Origin of the sequence: Sphaerochaeta pleomorpha str. Grapes (assembly GCF_000236685.1) — a bacterium.
Classification (GTDB): domain Bacteria; phylum Spirochaetota; class Spirochaetia; order Sphaerochaetales; family Sphaerochaetaceae; genus Sphaerochaeta; species Sphaerochaeta pleomorpha.
In genome coordinates, this window is sequence record NC_016633.1 from 996233 (window position 1) to 1018404 (window position 22172).

Below are 22172 nucleotides of genomic sequence, written 5' to 3' on the forward strand. Positions count from 1 at the left end.
TTGCGTGAGTATTATACTCAAACATTCCTGTGGCATGCTTTCCTATGAAGGCATGCCATTTTTCTTGGAAAATACTGTTCTGTTATGTGTAGATATGCTACTGTTTGCCATCATGTATTCAAATCTGATTATCGGCCAGTTCCTCGCGTTGCTTACAGCCGGTTGCTGGGCACAAAATTCGGTGACCTATCGTTATCTCGGAGAAAAGGTCGGTTCCGATGCCGTGGCACATATCCGCATGTGGATTGCCCTCCCGGCAATCTTTTTGCTTGCCTACATGACAGAGGGGACCTTTTTCCCCCTTGGCCTTTCAATGCAGACCTATATAGTCCTTTTGCTCAGCGGGGCAATCGGGTATTTTATCACTGACATGCTGGTTTTCTATGCCTTTGTCTGGCTGGGAGCCAGGGAATCGATGATTATTTTGACCCTCTCCCCGGTTGCAACAGCCATATTCTCCTATTTCCTTTTTGGTGAGACGCTCCTGCCTGTACAAATTTTCGGCATCCTTTTGACCATCAGCGGGGTTATCCTCATGGTTGTCCTTGAGATGAGACACCAGAAAGTCTGTTTTGAAGAAAACTCCAAGGCAAAAGCCAAAGGATTTGCATTTGCCATCCTGGGTTCCGTTTTACAGTCAATTGCCTTGATCCTTGCCAAATATGCCTTGGATTCTACTGGTCCGGTTTCAACCAACCTGGTGAGAAACGTAGGGGGAATCCTTACCTTCATAATCTATAGCTTTCTGATAAAGAAGAATGCAAAACAGCAGTTCAAGGCATTTACGAACCCAAAACTCTTTTCCCTGCTCTTTATTGCCGCACTCATCGGCCCGGTTTTGGGAATGTCCTTACAGATGAAGGCCTTCACCCTTGCACCGGTGGGCATCGTAACCACCATTTCACAGATATCACCGATTATCCTGCTTCCCATCGATAAATTCATTTTCCACAAAAAACTGACCCTTGCCAGCATTATTGGCACTTTCGTCTCGATTGGTGGGGTTGCCCTGCTCTTTTTGGCCGCTTGATATTGCACCGCATGCCAATTTTTCGGTACGCTTACACAATGAATGTTCTCTCATTGGAATCTATCTCTAAAACTTTGAATGACGAACCCTTGTTCGCTGAGGTCTCCTTCGGCCTCGAAGGTGGCGACCATGTAGGGCTTATCGGTCATAACGGATCGGGAAAGTCGACTTTTTTGCGGCTTCTCTGCGGATACCTCCGCCCTGACAGTGGCACAATATCTATGGCCCGCGACACTGATCTGGTTATGCTTGACCAAGGGGTGCAATTCGATGCGGACGATACTGCACGGACGTTTCTCTACAAAGGGCAGGGAAAACGCATTGCCCTTCTGAATGCCTACCACGAACTCATCGCCAAAGAACCGACACAAGGGGTGAAACAACAGCTGATCGAGGTAACCGAGCAGATTGAAACAACCGGAACGTGGAACCTGGAAAACGACTTCATATCCATTCTCGGCGAACTCGGCCTTTACGATACCCTCGACCAGAAGATGGACACGCTCTCGGGGGGTATGCAAAAAAAGGTTGCGATCGCTCGGGTCCTCTGTGCCAAACCGACCATGATTCTTCTCGATGAACCGACCAACCATCTTGATATAGAAACCATCGAGTGGCTTGAAAAATACCTTTCCCAGAATACGGCAACGATGATAATCGTTACCCATGACCGGTATTTCCTCGACTCGGTGTGCAATTCCATCCTTGAGCTCGACCGGGGAAGAATGTACTTCCATCCGGGTTCCTTTGCCCAATACCTCGAGCGAAGGGCTCAGCGCCTCACCCTTATGCAGAAAGAACAAGACCGGCTCACCACCATTTTACGGCGTGAGTTGCAATGGCTCAAGCAGGGGGCAAAGGCAAGGACCGGCAAAGACACGAACAGGAAGGACAGGATCGGGAAAATGCTTGATGCCCAGCACTCGGTTAGCGATGTCGCCCAGTCGAGTTTTACCTCCAGTTCCCGTCGTCTTGGCAAAAAAATCCTGGAAGTGAAGCATATTTCGAAAGCTTTCGATGGAAAACGCATCATCGAAGACTTCTCCTTCAGCTTCACCAAGGGACAAAAAATTGGCGTCGTAGGCCCCAATGGCAGCGGCAAGTCAACCCTGCTTGATATCCTTTGTGGCCATATTCTTCCGGACAGCGGAATCGTCGATGCCGGGGTTAATACCCTTTTCGCCTATTATGACCAGACGGGAAGAAACCTCGACAGCGACAAGACAATCCTTGAGTATGTCGAAGATATCAGCGAACGGATTACCCTCAGTGAGGACCAAATCGTCACAGCCGCCCGCTTTCTGGAAATCTTTTCCTTCCCTGCCTCCATGCACAGGCTCTCCATCGGCACGCTCTCAGGGGGAGAAAAGCGCAGGTTATACCTCGTTTCCCGCCTCATGTCCAATCCCAATTTTTTGATGTTGGATGAACCGACCAATGACCTCGATCTGCAGACCATGGAGAACCTTGAACAATATGTCCAGGATTTTGCAGGTTGCACCTTAGTCGTTTCCCATGACCGTGCTTTCCTCGACTGCACCTGTGACCAGTTGTTTGTGCTTGGCGATGATGAGCAGGGAATCCTTTCCTATCCGGGACCTTTCAGCGAATGGCGATTATCCCTGCAGGAAAAGAAAGAGGAAGAGCAACAAAAGCTGAACCAGCAGAAACGCCAAGGGGCAGCCCCAAGCGAAGAAACCCGGCGGACCGAGAAAAGAAAAGGGCTCAGCTTCAAGGAAAAAAAGGAGTTTGAACAGCTTTCTGCCGATATGGAGTCCCTGCAGTCCCTGCAAGCAAAACTCGAGGCAAGCTTTTCTGACGCCCAGAATACCGAACTAGGAACCCTCGGCCAGAGAACCGAAGCCTATCATGACAATATCACCCGTCTTGAGGAGATGGAAAACAGATGGCTGGAGCTTGCCGAAAAAGAGGAATAAATGAAACGTAGGATCTATTTCCTTCTTATCACTTTTCTATCCTTTTCCAATCTGCTCTTTGCATTTTCCCCCGATAGTCTGATCGTAGGAACCGGAAACGACTGGTATACCCTCGGGCTGGGAGTCAATCTCGATGATGGGCTCTCCTTCGGGGGACAGTTGCAGGCCACTGAGAAAAACCTACAGCTGAACGCCGCAATCTGGGCCATTACCGATAAAGTCGAAAACCTGAAACGCTACGACCTAGGCAAGGCAGATATTTCCTATGCCTTGCACTCGAGCTATCAGGGTTTTCTGGTTTCTGCAAAGCCGAAACTAGGATTTCTTGCCGTTGGCAATTTTGGATTGGCAACCATACAGAACACCTTCCACACTTGGATAGGGCGGGACAGACTCTTTCTCGACTATGAGACTCCTTATTCGTTGCTGTATGCTACCATCGGTTCGGATTTTACCCTTTCACGCCGACTGGGAATAATCGAAACTGGAGTCAAGGGGACCTACGACAAGGTAATAGGCTGGGAAACCAATCGTTCTGCAACATTTTTTATCAGCCTTGGCTCGGTTCTCACCATCCAGGCAGGCTATCTCTCGGTAGTCAACCAATTCACCGGCTGGGAAACCCATAACAAACTCAGCGAAAGCTATACAGGCCCCATTTTGGCCTACCGGTTTGACGGAGGTCTTTTCCAGACTGACTGGATCTACCACGGATCGGGACAGACTTCCTATGGGACGTTAGGCCTTGATGTTATGCAGTTTTTTGCACCGAAGACCTACAAAGAAACCGACTTCACGTTCAGCTCGGGTTTTCTCTATGATACGCTGGGACAACAGAACCGACTGTTTTCCCTCTCTTTTCATGGTGTTGTCTTTGAAATCAAACACATGAACGGTCCGATGTTCAATGCCTTTGACCAACAGGACAAACGCATCACCATCGCCTCCTATATGGTTGGCTATAGCCGGGAATGTACCGATACTGGTTTCGTGAGACCCTATGGGAAATTCTTGGCAGGCATCCAGCGATACAATTTAAATGAAAACTATACAGACACAAAAATCGAAGAGCTACGTCCTACCCTCGGTATCGAAAGCGGATTGCTCATAGCCCCTGAAGGAACCTGGGTGACAGGAAACAATTCCTATCGGCTCAATTTGGTTCTATCCCTGCAGTATGTGTTCAAAACAGAGGCAATCCAAGCAATCGATGCAGATTTCGCAGCCCATGCAGAAAACTGGATCCTTATGGCAGGGTTTGCCCTTGAGATCGACCATGATTTATAGCCTGGAAAAGGAACACAAGGTGCCTTCTGTATGTATAGGTATTTATTAGCAAACCTTCTCGGTTCGCTTGAAAAAAATACCTGCTAATCGTACAATGCATAGTGTATTTACCATAATATACTTCATACAGAGGTTCCCCCGACTGCCCCTCTGGCAGTGCCGAATCCAATCAAGGATTGCATGCATACCAATCATTCAATTGTAATTTTATACAACAAACCGGGACTGAATGCCCCTGAAGACGTTCTCGACATCGTACGGCAGGCCGAATGGATTGCAGAAATCCTTTCAGCAAAGGGCTATGGAGTCAGCCTTCAGCCCTTCTCTTTGCAAGTGCTGGAAGAGCTATCGCAAAAGCATACAGAAACCCCGCTTTTGGTATTCAACCTCGTGGACTCTGCACCCGGTGAGGAAAACCTCGCCTACCTTGTACCGGGAATGCTTGAATATCTGCAGCTGCCCTATACAGGCTGTTCTCTACACTCACTTTATACTACCACAGACAAGATGCTTGCAAAACGCATGTTGCGAAGCCGAGGCATAGCAACCCCCGACTGGGTTGTTTTCGGTGAAACAAACACCTTTGTGCCCTCGCTTCGGATGCAATACCTGGTAAAACCGGTTGCTGAGGATGCCTCGATCGGACTCGGTGAAGATTCCCTCGTACAGGCAGACAGCCTGCATTCGGTAGAAGAAGCTATCAAACAAATAGCAAAGAAGACAAAAAAAGAGTGTTTTGCGGAACAATTCATTGAAGGCAGGGAATTTACCGCCTGCATGTATGGCCCCAAGGACAATCCAGTCATCCTCACCCCTTATGAGTGGGTATTTAAGGATTATGAGGCAAACAACAAAGCCAAGATTATTACCTATGATGCAAAATGGACGGAAAACTCGTTTGGCTATGACCATATCGAGGCCAAATACCATGCCGATGAGAAAGATTTGCCTTTGCTGGATACCCTTTCAGATATTGCCCGCCAATGCTGGGATACCTTTTCCCTCAAAGGCTATGCCCGTGTAGATTTCCGCATCGACGAACACAACAAACCCTGGGTGCTCGAAGTAAACTGCAATCCCAGCTTCTACGGTTTCTATCATCTTGCACTGGAAGGAAAATTCTCCTTCGAGGACCTGGTAGAAACCATTGTTGAGGTAGCCAGTATCTGACCGTTTACAGATATTTGTCGACCCAGACCAGTTTTTCCAGTTCAAACCCATTCGAACGGTAGAGATCCTGAGCCCTTTCATTAGCCGGGTGCGTCACCATTGCAAAATAGACACACCCGTTTTCCTTTGCCCAAGTCTGGACAAACGAAAGGAGTTCGGACCCCAACCCCTGGTTCCTGCATTCAGGGGATACATAGAGTTCATTCAACCAAAGGTAATCCCCGCCATTTTCCATGCCACTGCAGACATTGCCATAGGCAAAGCCTATTGCTGTCTCATCTTCTTCATAGGCGACAAAGAATATGGAGCGGCTTCCGCTTTTCATGGCGTTTCTCATTACAGCAACAATCTCGTCGTTTGTCTTGGTATACCCGATGAATTGCATCTGTTTCTGTATCAGCGTTACCACATGCGGAAAATCGGCAATCTCGAGGGTCTGCCGGTAGGGTAGTATCGAATAATTCATACAGTCTCCTTGTTTCTCAGAGCGCTTTTACATACAGCAGTTTGTTATCGCCAGGGGCATAGTAGTCCTTGAGCTCTGCTTCCAGCATATACCCATTGCGCTCATAAAAGGAACGGGTTGGAACATACAGCGGGGTGGAAGATGTCTCGATATAGACCCGAGTCCCTCCCCTCTTTGCTATCTCACGCTCACTGCAGTTGAGCAATTCCGTACCCAGTCCTTTGCCCCGAAAATCATTGTCAACGGCGATCCAATAGAGGTCGAAACTTGATTGGGTTCCTGGAATCGGGCCGAAACAGGTATATCCCAAGACCTTTCCGTTCTGCTCGGAGAATTGGAAGAAATACCCGCACTCCTCCCCTTTTTCCAGGCGTTCCTCAACCAAAGAAACCCCAACCTGCTGCTCTTGCCCGTTAAAGAATCCGGAGCCCTTTAAAATGGAAGCGACTGCATCTATATCGGAAAAAACGGGTTGCTCCCGGAAACTACTAGTATCCATATATACATCCTTGGATAATCTGTTCGATCATTGCATTGTAGGGAAACCCGGCACGCTCACAGGCAGCAGTAAAACCGCTATCCGATGCTATGCAGGGGTTCATATTGACTTCAAGCACGAAAGGATTACCCTGCGAATCAACTCTGAAATCGACCCGGGCATACCCTTTGGCTCCAAAGAGAGTCCAGCATTGGAGGCTCAATTCCTTGAGCCTGGAAAGGAGGCTTTCATCGGAAAGGGGGAAATCAAAGGTTCTCTTCGTGTGGGTATAGGCAAAGGAATCTTCTTCCCATTTGGCCTCATAGCCGGCAATTTCCGGTTTCCCCTCAGGATAATCCAAAAACACCATCTCAGCTGGAGGCAACACAGTGGGGACCCCGTCGACTGACCAGATGGAGATATTGAATTCCCGTCCTTCAATGAATTGTTCTGCGAAAAAGGGCCCACCTTCTTTCGTTGCAAGAACCTGCAACAAGGCCTTTGGGGAAGAAAAGGTCTGAATTGAGTTATCATTGATCCCTACCGAAGCCTCTTCTGCCACAGGTTTAATAATGAGTGGCATTCCCATTAAATCAGAAATATTGCCAGTATCCTGTACTGCAACCCAGAGGGGAGTGGGAATCGAGGAACGTTCCATTAGTTGCTTGGCCAACAATTTATCAGAGGAAAGGAACATCCCTTTCGGGCCACATCCTGTATAGGGAATGTGCATGGTTTCAAAAAATTCAGGGGCAAGGTGGAGCAAACTGCTCCCTGAGAGAGTCTCCACAAGATTGAAGATTACAGCAGGGAGTTTTGCCTCAAGTTGTTCTTTCATTACCTTGAAATCGAGTGAAAACTCAAGCTGGTCAACCTGATGACCGAGGCAAGACAACGCAAAGGATACCTGCTCGACCTCGAGCAGGGTATCCAATTCGTCTTTCGTTGGGTGATCAAAGAGTTTATCATGGACAACCAATACATTCATCAAGCCGATTCCTTGAGAATCCTAGCCATTGCCGATTCCATTATCCTTTCGATGAGCTGTCTATAATCGACTCCGGAGAGCCTGCAAAGGATGGGTAGGTCGGAATCAACCGGATTCAAGCCCGCAAGCGGATTCACTTCCAGAAAGTTCACCCTTCCCTGCCCATCTGCCTTCAAATCGATTCGCCCGCCATCCCGGCAGCCTAGTGCCCTCCAAGCCCCAAGGGCTACGTTCTCACATTCCCTGGCAAGGTCACCCTCAATCAGATTGTATCTTGCATAATGCAGGTACTCCTGTTTTGTCTTATAGGAATATACACCCTCATCGCTCTGTGGATCGACAACGATTTCCATAACGGCTACGCAACAAGCCTGTTCCCCGGTTCCGGTAATACCAACGGTAAATTCCCGGCCCTCAAGGTACGTCTCTGCCAGAACCGGTTGCCCGAAATCCCGAAGCAGGCGAATCGCTTCCCTTTGCAGGGAAGTGTTGTCACGCACGATGGAACTGGCACTGATTCCCATGCCTGTACCACCGCCAACCGGTTTAAGGAAGAGGGGAAAGGGCAAATGCATTCGTTCGAGGTCTTTCTCCTTTTCGATAACCAAGTATTCGGGAGTCGGTACCCCACTTTTCTGAACAACTGCCTTGGTCATCCCCTTATGGAGGGCAAGGGCCAAAACCAGTGCATCGGAAAACACATGGGGTATAGAATAAGCATCGAGCAACGCAGGGATCTGAGCCTCCCGGCCCAGACCATAGAGCCCCTCGGCTATATTGAAAACAAGGTCACATCGCTTTCCTTCTGCCAGAAACTGTACAAGGTGCTTGATGTTTCCGATCCTGACTGTCTCAAAGCCAAGGCTTCTGAGTGAATCATCGATCGCATCGATGGTCTGCAGGTTGTCAAATTCTGCGACTTTCTCCAGGGCAAAGCCCTGCTGAAGATAGTCATCTTTCAAGTCATAGGTTATTCCAACCAGCATATCAATTCTCTGTGCCCTCTTCGGCACGGTCGGGATAGGCAAAGACCCTTCCCTCATAATTGCGAAGATACAGGTTGCCTGCATCATGGCCTACTTCATACTCAGGGAGAATAGGCACCTTGCCTCCGCCTCCCGGGGTATCGATTACATACTGGGGAATGGCATATCCACTGGTAAAACCCCTGAGGCCATGGATCAATTCCTTGCCTTTGGCTACCGTAGTGCGGAAATGTGCCGATCCTGATATTGGGTCACACTGGAAAAGGTAATAGGGTTTGACGCGCACTTTCAGCAGCTGGTGGTAGAGCTCAGTCAAGGTCTCGACCGAGTCATTCACTCCCTTGAGCAACACGGACTGGCTTCCCATGACTACCCCGGCGTCAGCAAGGTTGTTGAAGGCCTTTGCCGATTCTTCGGTTATCTCATCGGGATGCGTGCAATGCACACTCAAATAAAGCGGTTTGAAACGCTTGAGAATCTTCAGCAACTGAGGCGTTATTCTTTGAGGCAGTACGACAGGGACCTTTGTTCCTATCCTCACCATCTCGATATGTGGGATGGAAAAGATTTCAGTAAGCAGATACTCGATTCGTTCGTCGGATAAGGTAAGGGGGTCTCCTCCGCTGATGACGACATCGCGGATTACCGGGGTATTCCTGATATATTCGATTGCTTCCTTCCAATGCTTTTCCAAAGCCTCGGAATGTCCACCGACAAGTCTGGACCGGGTACAATACCGGCAATAGACCGAGCAAAAGCTTGTAGTCAGGAAAAGCACCCTGTCAGGATACCGGTGAACAATTCCCGGAACCGGACTGGTATTCTCTTCATGGAGGGGATCGTCACTTTCACCCTCACAGGTAAAGGATTCCCTGATAGAAGGTATGACGGTTTTCCGTAATGCGCTGTTTTGGTCTTGGAGGTTGATGAGACTTAAATAGTAGGGAGTTACTGAAAAGGGAAATTGGGTGACTGAAAGTTCAAGGGCTTGCCGTTCTTCCAAAGTCAGGTCAATATATCTTGTAATTTGTTCAAGGGTGGTAATTCTATGGGAAAGTTGCCAGTGCCAATCGTTCCACTCTTGGTTTGTCGCGTCCGGGAAAAAGGCCTTCCTGAACTGTTTGGTTTTGTTCATCGAGGCACTGTTGTGCGACCTCGGAACAACCCGATTCCAACTCGTCTGGAGATCATTCGAAGACGTACTCGAGAGCACGTCCCCCCGTGTAAGCGGAGGCTCCTCTTCATCAATAGCAACTACTTGTCTAGTATTGAATTGATCCACGATACACTTCCTTCGATCGCGGTAACCTGAGTCCTTGTTGTCGTACCGGAACCAGGTCCCGTAAAACATCTCAGTTATCTTTGTCGCGATTGTAACACTATTACAAAAAAACTACACTCAGCTAACCATTCTTTTTGAAAAAAAAGTATAAATTCAGAAAAGAAACCAGACTCCCAGCATAGGCAAACCCAAAACTTGAACAAGGACTGACCAAATGCCCCTGAGCACTTCAAACATCCCGTTTACCAGGGCAAGGCAGGGGTAATTCCTGTCTGGAATAAGCCTGCTATCCCCACAAACCCTTTCATGTCCCCCGTTGCAGTGCTCACGCTCAAACCAATATATGGCATGAATACCGCAGAGGAACCCATTACTATTTCAAAGGAAAGTTTGGCACTGACATACACGTCTTCTTCCCAGCTTACCTCTCCCTCTTGCAAATAGATTGCACTTTGCCCGGCAAACGACAGCCCCATTGCAGTCAATCCGCCATACGGGACCGGTTGGTCGAACAAGCCGAGGGGAATCTGGTAGCGCAAGGACAGCAAGGCCTTTGCCTTTCCGTCTTTCTGCCCATACACAGAACCGTCGAAAGGCAAATAGGAATTGAGGCTCCCGGTATTGGTTGCCAACATGTCGATTGCCAAAGCCACATTCTGGTGCGTCTTAAAAACCTGCAACGCAGAAAAAAAGCCACCAAAGGGGCGGTACAACCATGCATTTTGCGAGGTATCGAAAAGACCAACGATTCCCGCATAGGCAGAAAAAGAAGTAGCCCCAAAGAAATCCTTTGGATCTGAACGTGCACTGATTTGGTAGGAAGTTTGCAAAGCAGAGCCTAGACGTAGGGTATCGGGACGGGATATGAATGAAAATGCCAAGTTGGAGGATACCTGCTGAAAAGTCTTGACCCCGGTTCGCAGCCATACGGGTATGAGGGCATTCACTTCGATCAACTGCTGCCGTTTCTGATCAGTTCCATACAATTGGTTGGCAAACGCATTGCATAAGAGAGAATAGGGACCGGGGGTGTAGCTGTATTCGAAACGCAAGAGGGGTAGCTGGGCATCAAGGCTGTAGCCTGCCTGGGCAATGAGCTGGTGTTTCCTCAACAGGCTGGTAAAATGCGACCAGACTCCCAAGGCCAAGGAGTTTCCATCATTGAGAGGAAGGGGAAGGAACAAGTTGAACCGAAGGTAATCATGATACGATTCCACATTGAAAGCCTGCAGGCCTTCACTAATACGTCCAGTAACACTGCTGTCTATCGAAACAGGGGCAAAGGACAGGGCGGAGAAAGGAAGGGAACAGAGTGCATACCCGTTTGCCGTATAGGTTTCATAGAAAAGCTTGTCGTCTTGCTGTACTGCCCCCAGGATAGAAAGAGAATCGAGAAGGGCCTTCTCTACGGTTTTCGACCCAATCGAAAGTCGGTACAGGCAAAAAGTGCCTGTCTCATCTGAAGAGAAAAGAAGCGTATCTTCATCAAGGAACCGGGGGTTGCGAATTTCTCCCTTGCCATATCCTACGAGAACTGTCTTTTTCCCGTTGCCATCTATTTGGATAAGAGCAGATTTTCCCCGGACAATCTCGATGGCAACCACCGAAGAGAAGTCAGCCGATAGCTGCGGTGCATAGACGCTCCCCTCTTCTGTCTCATAGAGAACAGTGATAGCACCGGTATGTTGGTCTAATGCAACCAACCGGTATCGATCGGCAACCCGCTCAATAGCTACCAAATGCTGTGCATCTGTACTCAAAGAAGGTTGATACAGTTGTTTCTTGGTAGTAATCCTGTCAAAGGAATCCGATGCCAGAGAATAGCTATAGAGGTCAGCATAACCGACAGGGGTCAAAGACAGGGATGCCGGATGGGTAGGTTCGGTCCAATACATCGAGAAGACTGCCTTCTGGCCATTTTTTGCCAAAGAAACGGCTTGGCTATCGTAAACAGGCAATCGCGTTATAGTGCGGGGACCTTCCTGTCCATAGGAAACAAGGATCCCTCCATCATCGAGAGTCGAGGCAAAACCAAGCAACCCCTTGTCTGTGGGAAACGGAAGGAAATAGTTGCCTGGACTGTCAGGGGATAGCAAAGAATGGGTAGCCTTTTTCAATTGTGTTTCTTTCTCTTTCAGGGCAAAGGAGAAAAGCTCTTTACCGCTGTAGCCGGTCTCTTTTTTCAAGGTGTGGGAAACGCCGAGGAAAGGAAACCAGGCAAATGATGCATTTACCTTGGAGAAGAAGTCCACCCCGTAGGTTCGCATCAAATAGTCGACCATCAGGTACCCGGTCGTGTAGATACGGCCTGAGGGAGGATAGGCCGACTGATAATTTCCTTGGCTCAAACTCCACATGGCATGTTCCTGCAAGGGAGCTTCATAGGTCAGGGCAAACAGGGAGGAATCGCCTCGGCCCCCTTCTGCAAAGGCCGTCTCAGCATAGGTGGTAATTCCTTCAATCCACCAGCCATTCATAAAAGGGGTATTCATCGCCGTGACCGCAGGGCCAAAAATCTTTGCAAGATACTTTGCAGGACCAACGGGCGAAGTCAAGTGAATGTAATGGGTGACTTCATGGACAAACAAACTTTTAAGCCAATCGGAGGAACGAGATCCCAGAAACAGGTCGTCAGGACTGGTTACAAAGAGAAAAACAGCTGAGGGAAATGGACTGTAGTACCCATTTGCCCAAGGGGTTCTCCCCGTAATGACAACGGGTATACGTTTTTGGGGAGTATAGGATAGCAGACCGGTCAATTGTTGATATACGTCATCGGCAAAAGAAGCGACATGCTGAGCCGATTGCAAATCCACTGGTTCGAAAACCAGAACGAAATGCTGTGTCTCGATTTTCTCCCAACCAAGGTAGGGATTGTCCGAAGCATACAGCAATCCCTGTGAGAATATGAGGACCGTAAGACTAAAACACAGCCAGTATCTCATGTTGCTTCGCATTTGGTTCCAAACTCCTCGATGTAACTGTACTACAGGTTGTGCACAAAAAAAACCCTGTCCAACAAAGGGACAGGGCAAGTGAATGTATATTTTCAACTAGACGATGGTATGGATCCAGCCCTCAGGGGCTGGGATTCTTCCCATCTGGATCCCGGTAAGCGTATCATAGAGTTTCTGGATAACAGGACCCATCTTCTCCTCCCCGCTGGGGAACGTAATCTCACCTTTGGCTGTCTTTATGGAATATACCGGGGAGATTACGGCAGCTGTGCCACATAAGCCGCATTCGGCAAACGAGGAAACCTCAGAAAGTGGAACTGCGCGCTCCTCTGTCTCCAGATGAAGATAATCACGGGCAACCTGCATCAAGGAACGTCGGGTTATGGAAGGAAGGATGGTTTTACTTTTGGGAGTTACGACCTTTCCGTCTTTAGTCACAAATATGAAATTTGCACCGCCGGTCTCTTCAACCAGTGTATGGGTGGCAGCATCGAGGAACATATTCTCGGCAAACCCGTTCTTATGGGCAACATGGCCTGCATACAGGCTCATGGCGTAGTTCAACCCCGCCTTGATATGGCCAGTCCCATTCGGGGCAGCTCGGTCATAATCACTGACTTGCAGTCTCAAAGGTTTGACACCTCCTTTGAAATACGGGCCGACAGGGGTACAGAACATCCTGAAGGTATATTCAGGGGAAGGGGCAACCCCGATTACAGGCCCACTACCAAAGAGGAAGGGCCGTATGTACAAGGTTGCACCACTGCCGTAAGGAGGTACATAGGCGGCATTGGCTTTGACTACTTTCTCCAACGCATCGATAAAGCGTTCGTTGGGAAACGAGGGCATGAGCAAACGCTGGGTAGTCTCAGTCATTCGTTGGGCATTCATGTCGGGACGGAAGGTTACGATATGCCCATCCTCGGTTGTGTAGGCTTTGAGGCCTTCAAAGCAGGTCTGGGAATATTGAAGCACGCCGGCACTTTCGCTTATGGTTACATCAGCTTCGCCAATCATGGCTCCATCGTCCCATGATCCATTACGCCAATAAGAAACATATCGGCTATCTGTTTTCATGTAGGCAAAGCCCAGATTACCCCAATCGATGTTTTTCTTTTCCATACTCCTATCCTTTTGGCCAAAAGAAGGCCCAGAAAACTATAATTGGATAAGAGTGTAGCACCAAGCGTTGCAAAAATCTATTTCCTTATGCATAAAATGCAAATTTATTCTATTTTTCTGCCATATATTTCTGTTCAAAACTCCCAATCGAGATTGGTTTGTCATAAAAATAGCCCTGGATCATATCACAACCCATCTGAATGACCATATTTTTCTGGTTTTCTGTCTCAACACCTTCGGCTACCGTGAGAATACCAAGCTTTCGGCATATCGAGACAAAACCGTCGACAAATACCTGGCTGTTCGTACTGGTACAGAGATTGTCTATCAGGCTTTTATCAAGTTTCAGAATTCCTAGCGGGAGTGAGGTCAGCGTACTGAGGTTGCTATATTCGGAACCAAAATCATCGATACAGATGCAGAACCCCGCATCGGAAATTGCCTGGACAACTTTTCTGACAAGGTTTCTCTCCAAGGCCCCGAAACTTTCGGTAATCTCTATTTCTATGTATTTGCTGTCAACTTGATACTCTTCCTTGATTCTCAGCATGGAAGGGACCAGATCTTCATCCAGAAGTGTTACACGGGAGAAATTCAAGGAAATCGGCAACAAGGTAGTCCCCTCATCAATCCAATGCCGGAGAGTCTGACAGACCTGCCTGAACACGAAAAGATCGATAAATTTTACCAACCCATCCTTTTCAAGCTGCGCAATGAACCGCGAGGGGGAGACCAAACCAAGTTTGGGGTCCAGCCTTCTGATCAGTGCCTCTGCCCCGCACACCTTTGAGGAAATCGAATTGACCTTCGGTTGGAGGAATACTACATATTCCCCTCGGTTGATCGCCTCTACCAAAGCATTGATGGCAAAATGGAAATCTGCCTGCTTTGACGAACGGTCGAGCGTATTCTGCTTACGTGCATCCAACACGATATTCGCCTGATTGAACAAAACAGAAATGTGCAAGTCATTTTCAGACCAGGCCTGTCCAAGGGTAAAGGAATTCGGTTTTTCTTTCTCCAGGTCACTGGAAAGCCTTGCGATTTTCTTGTTGAAAGACTCATAGGTAAGGTCTTGGCAGATGATTACGAACTCATCACCTGAAATACGAAACAGTGCACTGTCTGGAAACAATTTTTGGATTTTTGAGGAAACCAGGCTGACCATCTCGTTTCCATATTCTTTCCCATAGTTCTTATTCAAGTCCCTGAGGTTGTTGATATCAACAAGGGCAAGGCCTATGGAAGAAAGTGCATCCTCACGCAACGTGGAAACATATTGGTTATACCCATTAAAGTTCAGCAACCCCGTTATCGGGTCATGGTAGACCAGATACTCCTGCCGGTCGAGCAACCTGCGCTTGGTCATTTCACTCGAAACCAGTTGTACCGAATGGTTCAACACCGAAAGATCGCTCGCATTCGGCCCCACCACAACGATATACCCTTTTTCCATCCCCCAGACTTTCAGCCTTCCGACCAACAGGTCAAATCCGGCAAAGCACGGAGCCTTTATGTTGATTTCAGACCCTTTGAGATGTACCACCTCATGGGCTTTCAAAATAAAATCGAAGGGATCGGTTTCAAACAGACCAAAAGAATGGCTAGCCTGGGCAGGTTCCCAGCTGGCGATAATCTCCAGAATCCCTACCCTTTCTTCGGTAAGCAGGCAAACCCTACGTGCTTTGTAATACATCCCTAACTGGGAGAGCACCAAAGGCAGGGTTGAATCAAGATTATCGGAAGAGAGTGTGGCATCAATGCATCCAAGCAAGACGCCTTGCGCATTTTCATCAAGATTGGTTGCCGGGGTGTAATTCTCCCCTGCAAACACCCCATTCGACCAATCAAAGGAAACAATCTGGTTCCGTCCCCTGTCGTTGGCTTTATCCATGGCAAGGGAGACTTTCTCCAGCAAATCCGTGTAACTTTCATTATTGCAGTAAGAACCAACAAAGAAACCAATGTTACTCCAGAATGTTGGTGGCACAGGAACAAACAGATAGGCGTTGGAAATCATCTGGGAAAGTCTTTCAAGTTTCATCCGAATCTGGGAAACACTATCGACTTGTTCGAAAAACACGAGAAAACGAGAAGTATCGAACCGACCGATGATGCATCTTTCATACAGTCCCAAGCGTAAAAGTTGCGCCAAATGGGGCACAAGGGAGTGCTTGATAGGTGAAGTAACCTGTTTCAAGGCTTTGATATCGATCAAGGCGATGGCATAGGAGGAACTTGTCCCATTGGTATTCTTCAATGCTCCTTCAATCATCATGGCAGACGTATTACGGTTGTAGAATCCACTATCTTTGTCCCGGACGGCTTTCTCAGTCAGGGCAAGCTCAACTTTTTTCTTTTCGGTTATATATCGGGAAAATTCAGCGGCATAGACATCTTCACTCTCACTTTCATACGTGAGAATGACCCGGTTTTCCTGCCACCTGATCACGCCGAATTCATCACGGGTCCTAAACTCCATGGAAACACTCAAGCCCCCTTCGGAAGCTACTTCCAGCAGGGATTTCAGGCTGAATTTTTCTTGGAATATCTGTTTTTCTTCCTCGCTGACAATCGAGTGGATTCGCTGGGAAACCCATTGCGAATAATGATTAGGGGTGGACCCGTGCTTCAAATGCAACCCATATGTATGAATTTTCATCACGAGATCCTTTGTCAGGTCTACCTTGACAAAGGAAAGCAGGTCCGGGGATTTCGCCATGCTGAACTGGTCTTCAAAAAATGTATGCCGATGACGTTCAGGTAAAACCGACACATCTTGGGCCACAGCCAAGGCCCTGTCATGTTCCCTTGTATAGTGCACGTGATAGCAATGGGAATCAGAAGCCAAGGAATTGAGAAACAACGTTGCACAACAGGACATCTCACCGTCTTCCAACCTTTGGTGCAAAGGCTGGAGGACCTCAAGGTCTCTATTTGAGAAGGTATGATCGAGAACACATCGCCGGTCTATAGCGTACTGCCAAACCTGAAACCCGTTTTGCGATAGCGATTGCCTGTACAATTCCAATTCCTGACGCTTTTCAGAATCAAATTCGACACAAAAACCTGTATTCTCACCCAAACTGAACAGAAGCGTGGAGACCCCTCCCTCTTCAAGTTGAATGGGAACAACCTGTAAGGAATCAGGGACAAGCAAACCGGTAAGTGAAGTGAGGTCATTGGAATATTTTTGCAAAAACACTTCTTTGCTACAGCCAATAGAGCGATAAAAAACATCATTTGCAATATCTATCGTATGGTTCCCGGAAAAATGAAAAAGGCCAATATCAAGCATGTTGGCCACAGAAACGATTTGTTCACCTGGTACTTTATCAAGTGACACAGAAAGCCTCTTTCCATGTTTCTCAATAAGGCAGTTAGTTATGTTTCCATCAACGTTAAAAATCTGCAGTTCACCGATCGAGGGTTTCTTTTCACTGGGGAAGGTCTTGAGAAAAGAGTTGAAAAACCGATCCGTAAATTGTTCCTGCGTATAATTGAGGAAAGCTGCCAGTCTCTCGCCGCCCTCGGTAACCGTCCAAAGCTCATCGTCAAGGCAATGAAACCTCACACTTGGAATATTGGTAGTATAAACCATTTGCCAGAACCACTCCCTCTGTAGGAAAATCTTTGGGCTACGTTTGGTTTGTATGAGAAACCATGCTTATAAGATAACATATAGCTTCTCTACATCGCAAGATAAATTATGGGTCCAAGGGCAACTATTATTATATGTAGGTATGCATGCCCTAGTACCGCATCCAGTTGATTTTTTTCTGCGTTCTAAAGTACATAGATAACCATTTGTGAAAAATGCTTCACTGAACCTGACAAAAAAGGGACAGCCAGATTTTTTCAAACCCGTACTGTCCCGGTACCTTTTTCATCCTTTTCGTAGGATCAATCGGTTTTCAGGGCACTGTCAAAGGCAATAGAAGAGGGGGTAAAATTCATCTTCTTCACATACTGGCAGCTTTCCGTTGCCCCGTATTTTCTGTCCATGCCCGAATCTTCCCATTCCACCGAAAGAGGGCCACAATAGCCACAGCGGTTCAATTCCCGGACAATACCATCAAAATCGACATTCCCATGTCCGACTGAAACAAAATCCCATGCCCTGCGGGTATCCCCAAAAGGAAGGAAAGATCCAAGGAGGCCACCTTTTCCGTCGGTATTCATTTTCACGTCCTTCATATGGACATGGTAGATATGGGAACTGAAATTCCGTACAAACCCTACTTCGTCGATACCCTGCCAAAGCAAGTGGCTTGGGTCGAAGTTCAAGCCCAAGGTAGGGCGATGACCAAACAACTCAAGAAGCCGCTCGGTGGTATAATAGTCAAAGGCAATCTCCGTAGGATGGACTTCCAGTGCAAATTTCACCTGATACTCGTCAAAAACATCGAAAATCGGGGTCCAGTTATCATAGACAAGGCGAAACCCTTCATCAATCATCTTGGGGGAAGTCTGAGGATAGGAATACCACCGTGCCCAGATAGGCGACCCGGTAAATCCTGTAACAATATGGATTCCCATCATATGTGCAGCCTTTGCCGTATCCTTCATCTCCTGGATTGCCCAGAGGCGAATGGCCTCCGGTTGCCCGGCCAATGGTGCCGGTGCAAACGTATCCAATCTTTCATCCCATTGGTCACAGACACACTGGCCACTCAAATGGGCACTGAGTGCCAGACATTGCAACCCGTTATCTTTGAGAAGACCAAGCACATAGGGAACATAGGTTGGATCAGAAAGGGCTTTCTGTACATCAAAATGAGCATGGGTAGCCAACTCCAACCCCTCAAATCCCATTTCTTTCGCCAAAGGGCAGAGCGTTTCCAAACTCATATCTCCAAATTGCCCCGAGGCAAGCGTTACAATACGTTTCATTTATTTCTCCTGTTGGATGCGTACGGGTTTGTTGGTTCTGGCCGACTCGTAGATTGCATCGGTAATTTTCATCAGCCGTAATGCCTGGTCAGGGGTATTGAGAGGCTTCGCCCCTTGCGAGACAACCTGGACAAAGTTCATTGCATTGGCAAGACGCCCCATTGTCTCATCCTTTTCGCAAAGGATCTCCCGGTTGACCTGTTTCCCATACTCCTCTGTATACAACGTACACGTATCGATACTTGTCTCGTCATAGCCATCCCGCTCGAACAGTCTTTCTATTTTCCCTCCGGCTTTGCTACCCTGGAATACTACCGATACTACTTCACGCTCGTTCATCTCCGCCCAGGAATTGCGCACCGAAAGACACTGCCCACCTGTAAAAGTAATCATGGCATGGCAGGCAGTCTCGACATCCATTACCCCTGTTCCATCAGCAATACCCCAAGGACCTTTAAATACAGGATTTCCCATAAAATCTGAGAACGTCGAAGCCAGAACATATTCAGGCTCCGGAAAACCCATAAAGTAAAGAGCTAAATCGATCATATGCAAAAGGTCGATCACCGGGCCACCCCCGGCGAACTCCTTATCGGTAAACCAACCGCCGAATCCGGGGATTCCGGCACGCCTGATCCAGGTTGCCTGGGCAGAATTGATGGTTCCAACCTCCCCCTTCCCAATATAGGTCGCCAGCGCCTGGGCCTCTGCCCTGGCCCGGTTATTGAAATCAAACAATAAGGTTTTCCCTGATTTGAGAGCAGCGTCATACATCTCTTGCATCTCACTGGCATTCCTTGCCGGAGGTTTCTCGCAATACACATGCTTCCCGCTATTAAGAGCTTCCAAGGTAAGTTCTTTATGAAATTTATTCGGGGTCACGACAGAAACGGCATCAAGGTCCGGCATAGCTGCCAGCATCTCTTTAAGAGAGCCAAAAGTATTTGCAATATGGTTTTTCTCAGCGAACACCTTTGCTTTCAACGGGTTGTTATCAACAACGGCTACCACAGTTGCCCCAGCCTTTACGAACCCTTGGTAATGATAGGAGGCCATACCCCCTGCACCGATAATCCCAATATTCACACTTGCCTCCTACTTTCCTTTCTTGCTTGATTGGGCAAGGACAGCCACGATGATAATAACACCTGTTACCAACCCATTGAGGAATGGCGGGACATTTGCCATTATCAGTACCGTGTTTATTATACGTAACATTAGCACACCAAGGAAGGTACCGATTATTTTCCCTCGCCCCCCTTCCATGGAGGTTCCCCCAATCGCTACTGCAGCGATGGCATCCATTTCATACCCACTGCCGGCACTGGCAGCCTGAATTGAGGTCAGGCGACTGGCAAGCAGAAAGGCAGCCAACCCGTAGAGAGTTCCGGCATATGTAAAAATCAGGGTTTTTACCCGATCGACATGTATACCCGAAAGCCGTGCAGCCTGTTGGTTGGACCCAACTGCATAGACGTAGGTTCCGAACTTCGTCTTGGACATCAAAAGAGCGGTCACAACCGTAACAATGATGAGAAAAAGCATCAGATTGGGAATACCCAGAGTGCGCCCTGCTGCAATATTGCGGAAAGAAGCATACATAGTCTTGTCAACTGTGAAAGGACCACCTTGACCCAACTGGTTTATGACAGACCTCCAGGCAGACATTGTTGCCAAGGTAACAATGAACGGGGCTATTCGCCCTTTGGTGACCAGCAACCCGTTGATTAAGCCAACGAGCATACCTGCAACAAGACAGAATACCAGGCAAAGCAAGAGGCTATGCTGGCTATTGAGCACATTTACTCCGAGTGCGCTGATCAGTGCAACGGAAGACCCAACGGACAGGTCAATCATTCCAGATGATATAATCAGACTCATTCCCATAGCGCATATGCCAACTACCGCCCCCTGGACGAACTGGTTGGTAATATTATTCCAGGACAGGAAGGAAGGGCTGACTATGACTGCGACTATCATCAAAAGGATGAAACTCAGCCAATGACTATAATTCGTAGTCAAGTTTCTCCATGACGCTTTTCCCAACTTGCCATTCAATGCTAGTGCCTTCACTTGTGCGCCTCCCTATGCGTACCGGTAGAACATGCCATAATCAATTCTTCCGAGAATTCTTCCCTCGTGAGTTGAGCCGATATTTCTCCCTTGTATAACACAAAGCAGCGATCGGCCAATTGGTGGATTTCTGGATATTCACTGGTAAAGAAAAGTACCGATTTACCCTGTTCGGCCAATTCCACTACCAATTTATAGATTGCAAATTTCGCCCCGACGTCGATTCCCTGTGTCGGGTTGTCCATGATATAGACATCGGAGTCGAGTTCAAGCCAACGGCTGAGAATAACCTTCTGCTGGTTGCCACCCGAAAGGGAGGTTATCAAATCAAGGTCGCTGGAAACTTTGATTTCAAGCCGTTTTCGGCTCTTTTCGAACCGTTCGATCTCTTCTTTTCTGTTCACAAACGGCTTGTTATGTTTTGCGGTAAAGAAAGCCAATGAATTATTGTTGCGAATACTCAGATCCGGCAAAATCCCTCTTTCTTTTCGATTCCTGGGAATCATTCCGATACCGCTTCGCATGACATCGCGAATCGAGCGCATGTCCAACAGCCCGTTTTTCGTTTCTACCGTACCGCCGGTCAATCTGCTTGCACCGAACAGGGAAGTAGCCAACTCATCGGTGCCAGAACCCTGCAGACCGGTAAACACAACAATCTCACCTTGGTGTAGGGTGAAAGAAATATCCTTGAAGCTCGCACCACACAGATTCGTTGCCTTGAGTACCATACCAGAAGTTGCAGGCACAGCCCGGGCAGAGCGGATAGTTGCTGCCACGAACCGCTTTCCAATCAATAATTCAGTCGCTCCCTGCTCATTGATATCCTTAAAGAAGCCTGACTGGATAAATTCCCCATCCCTGAGTACCGTATAGCGGTCGCATATGGAAAAGAGTTCAGGCATTTTATGGGAAATATAGATAAAACTGACTGATTTTTCCTTCAATGCAGACATAATCGAGAATAGTTTTTCGATTTCCTTGCTGTTGAGGGCAGTTGTCGGTTCATCCATGATGATGAGTTCTGATTCAAACAGGAGAGCCCTTGCAATTTCAACCAATTGTTTCTGTGCCGTATCGAGCTCTGAAACCACGGTCGATGCATCGATACCGGTGTTCATGGAATCGAGCACCTGCTGGGCATGTATCAGTTCCCGTTCTTTGTCTACTTTCCAGCCATGTTTAGAGTATTCCTCACCGAGGAACATATTCTGATATACTTTCAAATCATTACATAGATTCAATTCCTGATGGATAAACCTTATTTTCAAATCATTGGATTTTTTCGGTGTCATACCGAAAACTTCCTTTCCATCAATTATAATATTGCCTGAATCCTGGGGGAAGGTACCGGCCAACACGTTCATCAACGTTGTCTTGCCTGCCCCGTTTTCCCCTAGCAGCCCATGGATTTCCCCGCTTTGCACATCAAAGGAAACGTCTTTCAATGCCCTTACCGGACCGAAAGACTTCGAGATGTGTTTCATTTCCAATCTCATGAAG

16 protein-coding genes are annotated in these 22172 nt (G+C 47.8%); 4 read left to right on the forward strand and 12 right to left on the reverse strand.

Annotated elements, in window-relative coordinates; genetic code table 11:
• The first annotated feature begins 4 nt into the window (after positions 1-4).
• From SPIGRAPES_RS04525 to SPIGRAPES_RS04540, 4 genes are all read left to right on the forward strand, one after another.
• Positions 5-1030 carry a DMT family transporter gene (locus SPIGRAPES_RS04525; protein WP_245535466.1) on the forward strand — a complete coding sequence of 342 codons (1026 nt, stop codon included), beginning with the start codon at positions 5-7 and terminating at the stop codon, positions 1028-1030.
• 38 nt (positions 1031-1068) lie between these two features.
• Entirely contained in the window at positions 1069-2967 is a 1899-nt protein-coding gene (locus SPIGRAPES_RS04530) for an ABC-F family ATP-binding cassette domain-containing protein (RefSeq protein ID WP_014269591.1), read from the forward strand.
• Complete coding sequence (locus SPIGRAPES_RS04535; RefSeq protein ID WP_014269592.1) at positions 2968-4254, forward strand: hypothetical protein; 1287 nt, start codon at positions 2968-2970, stop codon at positions 4252-4254.
• Positions 4255-4434: 180 nt separating this feature from the next.
• Complete coding sequence (locus SPIGRAPES_RS04540) at positions 4435-5424, forward strand: D-alanine--D-alanine ligase family protein (RefSeq protein ID WP_014269593.1); 990 nt, start codon at positions 4435-4437, stop codon at positions 5422-5424.
• Positions 5425-5428: 4 nt separating this feature from the next.
• On the opposite strand, the gene SPIGRAPES_RS04545 is transcribed toward SPIGRAPES_RS04540, so the two are convergent.
• From SPIGRAPES_RS04545 to SPIGRAPES_RS04600, 12 genes are all read right to left on the reverse strand, one after another.
• Positions 5429-5890, reverse strand: a complete 462-nt coding sequence (locus SPIGRAPES_RS04545; protein ID WP_014269594.1) for a GNAT family N-acetyltransferase — start codon at positions 5888-5890, stop codon at positions 5429-5431.
• Positions 5891-5906: 16 nt separating this feature from the next.
• Entirely contained in the window at positions 5907-6389 is a 483-nt protein-coding gene (locus SPIGRAPES_RS04550) for a GNAT family N-acetyltransferase (RefSeq protein WP_014269595.1), read from the reverse strand.
• Complete coding sequence (locus SPIGRAPES_RS04555) at positions 6379-7356, reverse strand: D-alanine--D-alanine ligase family protein (protein ID WP_014269596.1); 978 nt, start codon at positions 7354-7356, stop codon at positions 6379-6381. Before SPIGRAPES_RS04555 ends, SPIGRAPES_RS04550 begins: the two co-directional genes overlap by 11 nt.
• Positions 7356-8342 (reverse strand): D-alanine--D-alanine ligase family protein, encoded by a 987-nt coding sequence (locus SPIGRAPES_RS04560; protein WP_041384436.1) that lies wholly within the window; start codon positions 8340-8342, stop codon positions 7356-7358. Before SPIGRAPES_RS04560 ends, SPIGRAPES_RS04555 begins: the two co-directional genes overlap by 1 nt.
• 1 nt (position 8343) lies before the next feature.
• Positions 8344-9624, reverse strand: coding sequence for a KamA family radical SAM protein (locus SPIGRAPES_RS04565; protein ID WP_041384438.1), 1281 nt, complete (start codon positions 9622-9624; stop codon positions 8344-8346).
• 242 nt (positions 9625-9866) lie between these two features.
• Complete coding sequence (locus tag SPIGRAPES_RS04570) at positions 9867-12581, reverse strand: hypothetical protein (protein ID WP_014269599.1); 2715 nt, start codon at positions 12579-12581, stop codon at positions 9867-9869.
• Positions 12582-12677: 96 nt separating this feature from the next.
• On the reverse strand, positions 12678-13703 hold the full coding sequence (locus SPIGRAPES_RS04575) for a branched-chain amino acid aminotransferase (protein ID WP_014269600.1): 1026 nt from the start codon (positions 13701-13703) through the stop codon (positions 12678-12680).
• A gap of 109 nt (positions 13704-13812) precedes the next feature.
• On the reverse strand, positions 13813-17304 hold the full coding sequence (locus SPIGRAPES_RS04580) for a bifunctional diguanylate cyclase/phosphodiesterase (protein ID WP_014269601.1): 3492 nt from the start codon (positions 17302-17304) through the stop codon (positions 13813-13815).
• A gap of 302 nt (positions 17305-17606) precedes the next feature.
• Positions 17607-18596, reverse strand: coding sequence for a sugar phosphate isomerase/epimerase family protein (locus SPIGRAPES_RS04585; RefSeq protein WP_014269602.1), 990 nt, complete (start codon positions 18594-18596; stop codon positions 17607-17609).
• Positions 18597-19682 carry a Gfo/Idh/MocA family protein gene (locus SPIGRAPES_RS04590; protein WP_014269603.1) on the reverse strand — a complete coding sequence of 362 codons (1086 nt, stop codon included), beginning with the start codon at positions 19680-19682 and terminating at the stop codon, positions 18597-18599.
• Positions 19683-19691: 9 nt separating this feature from the next.
• Positions 19692-20669: an ABC transporter permease gene (locus SPIGRAPES_RS04595; RefSeq protein ID WP_014269604.1), complete on the reverse strand. Its 978-nt coding sequence runs from the start codon at positions 20667-20669 to the stop codon at positions 19692-19694.
• Positions 20666-22168: a sugar ABC transporter ATP-binding protein gene (locus SPIGRAPES_RS04600; RefSeq protein WP_014269605.1), complete on the reverse strand. Its 1503-nt coding sequence runs from the start codon at positions 22166-22168 to the stop codon at positions 20666-20668. Before SPIGRAPES_RS04600 ends, SPIGRAPES_RS04595 begins: the two co-directional genes overlap by 4 nt.
• Between the last annotated feature and the right edge of the window lie 4 nt (positions 22169-22172).

What these genes read in the sequence shown, in the direction of transcription:
- SPIGRAPES_RS04580 (WP_014269601.1), bottom strand. Translation starts at nt 17,304, where the DNA reads ATGGTTTATACTACCAATATTCCAAGTGTGAGGTTTCATTGCCTTGAC.
- SPIGRAPES_RS04550 (WP_014269595.1), bottom strand. Translation starts at nt 6,389, where the DNA reads ATGGATACTAGTAGTTTCCGGGAGCAACCCGTTTTTTCCGATATAGAT.
- SPIGRAPES_RS04575 (WP_014269600.1), bottom strand. Translation starts at nt 13,703, where the DNA reads ATGGAAAAGAAAAACATCGATTGGGGTAATCTGGGCTTTGCCTACATG.
- SPIGRAPES_RS04545 (WP_014269594.1), bottom strand. Translation starts at nt 5,890, where the DNA reads ATGAATTATTCGATACTACCCTACCGGCAGACCCTCGAGATTGCCGAT.
- SPIGRAPES_RS04540 (WP_014269593.1), top strand. Translation starts at nt 4,435, where the DNA reads ATGCATACCAATCATTCAATTGTAATTTTATACAACAAACCGGGACTG.
- SPIGRAPES_RS04535 (WP_014269592.1), top strand. Translation starts at nt 2,968, where the DNA reads ATGAAACGTAGGATCTATTTCCTTCTTATCACTTTTCTATCCTTTTCC.
- SPIGRAPES_RS04560 (WP_041384436.1), bottom strand. Translation starts at nt 8,342, where the DNA reads ATGCTGGTTGGAATAACCTATGACTTGAAAGATGACTATCTTCAGCAG.
- SPIGRAPES_RS04600 (WP_014269605.1), bottom strand. Translation starts at nt 22,168, where the DNA reads ATGAGATTGGAAATGAAACACATCTCGAAGTCTTTCGGTCCGGTAAGG.
- SPIGRAPES_RS04570 (WP_014269599.1), bottom strand. Translation starts at nt 12,581, where the DNA reads ATGCGAAGCAACATGAGATACTGGCTGTGTTTTAGTCTTACGGTCCTC.
- SPIGRAPES_RS04530 (WP_014269591.1), top strand. Translation starts at nt 1,069, where the DNA reads ATGAATGTTCTCTCATTGGAATCTATCTCTAAAACTTTGAATGACGAA.
- SPIGRAPES_RS04555 (WP_014269596.1), bottom strand. Translation starts at nt 7,356, where the DNA reads ATGAATGTATTGGTTGTCCATGATAAACTCTTTGATCACCCAACGAAA.
- SPIGRAPES_RS04585 (WP_014269602.1), bottom strand. Translation starts at nt 18,596, where the DNA reads ATGAAACGTATTGTAACGCTTGCCTCGGGGCAATTTGGAGATATGAGT.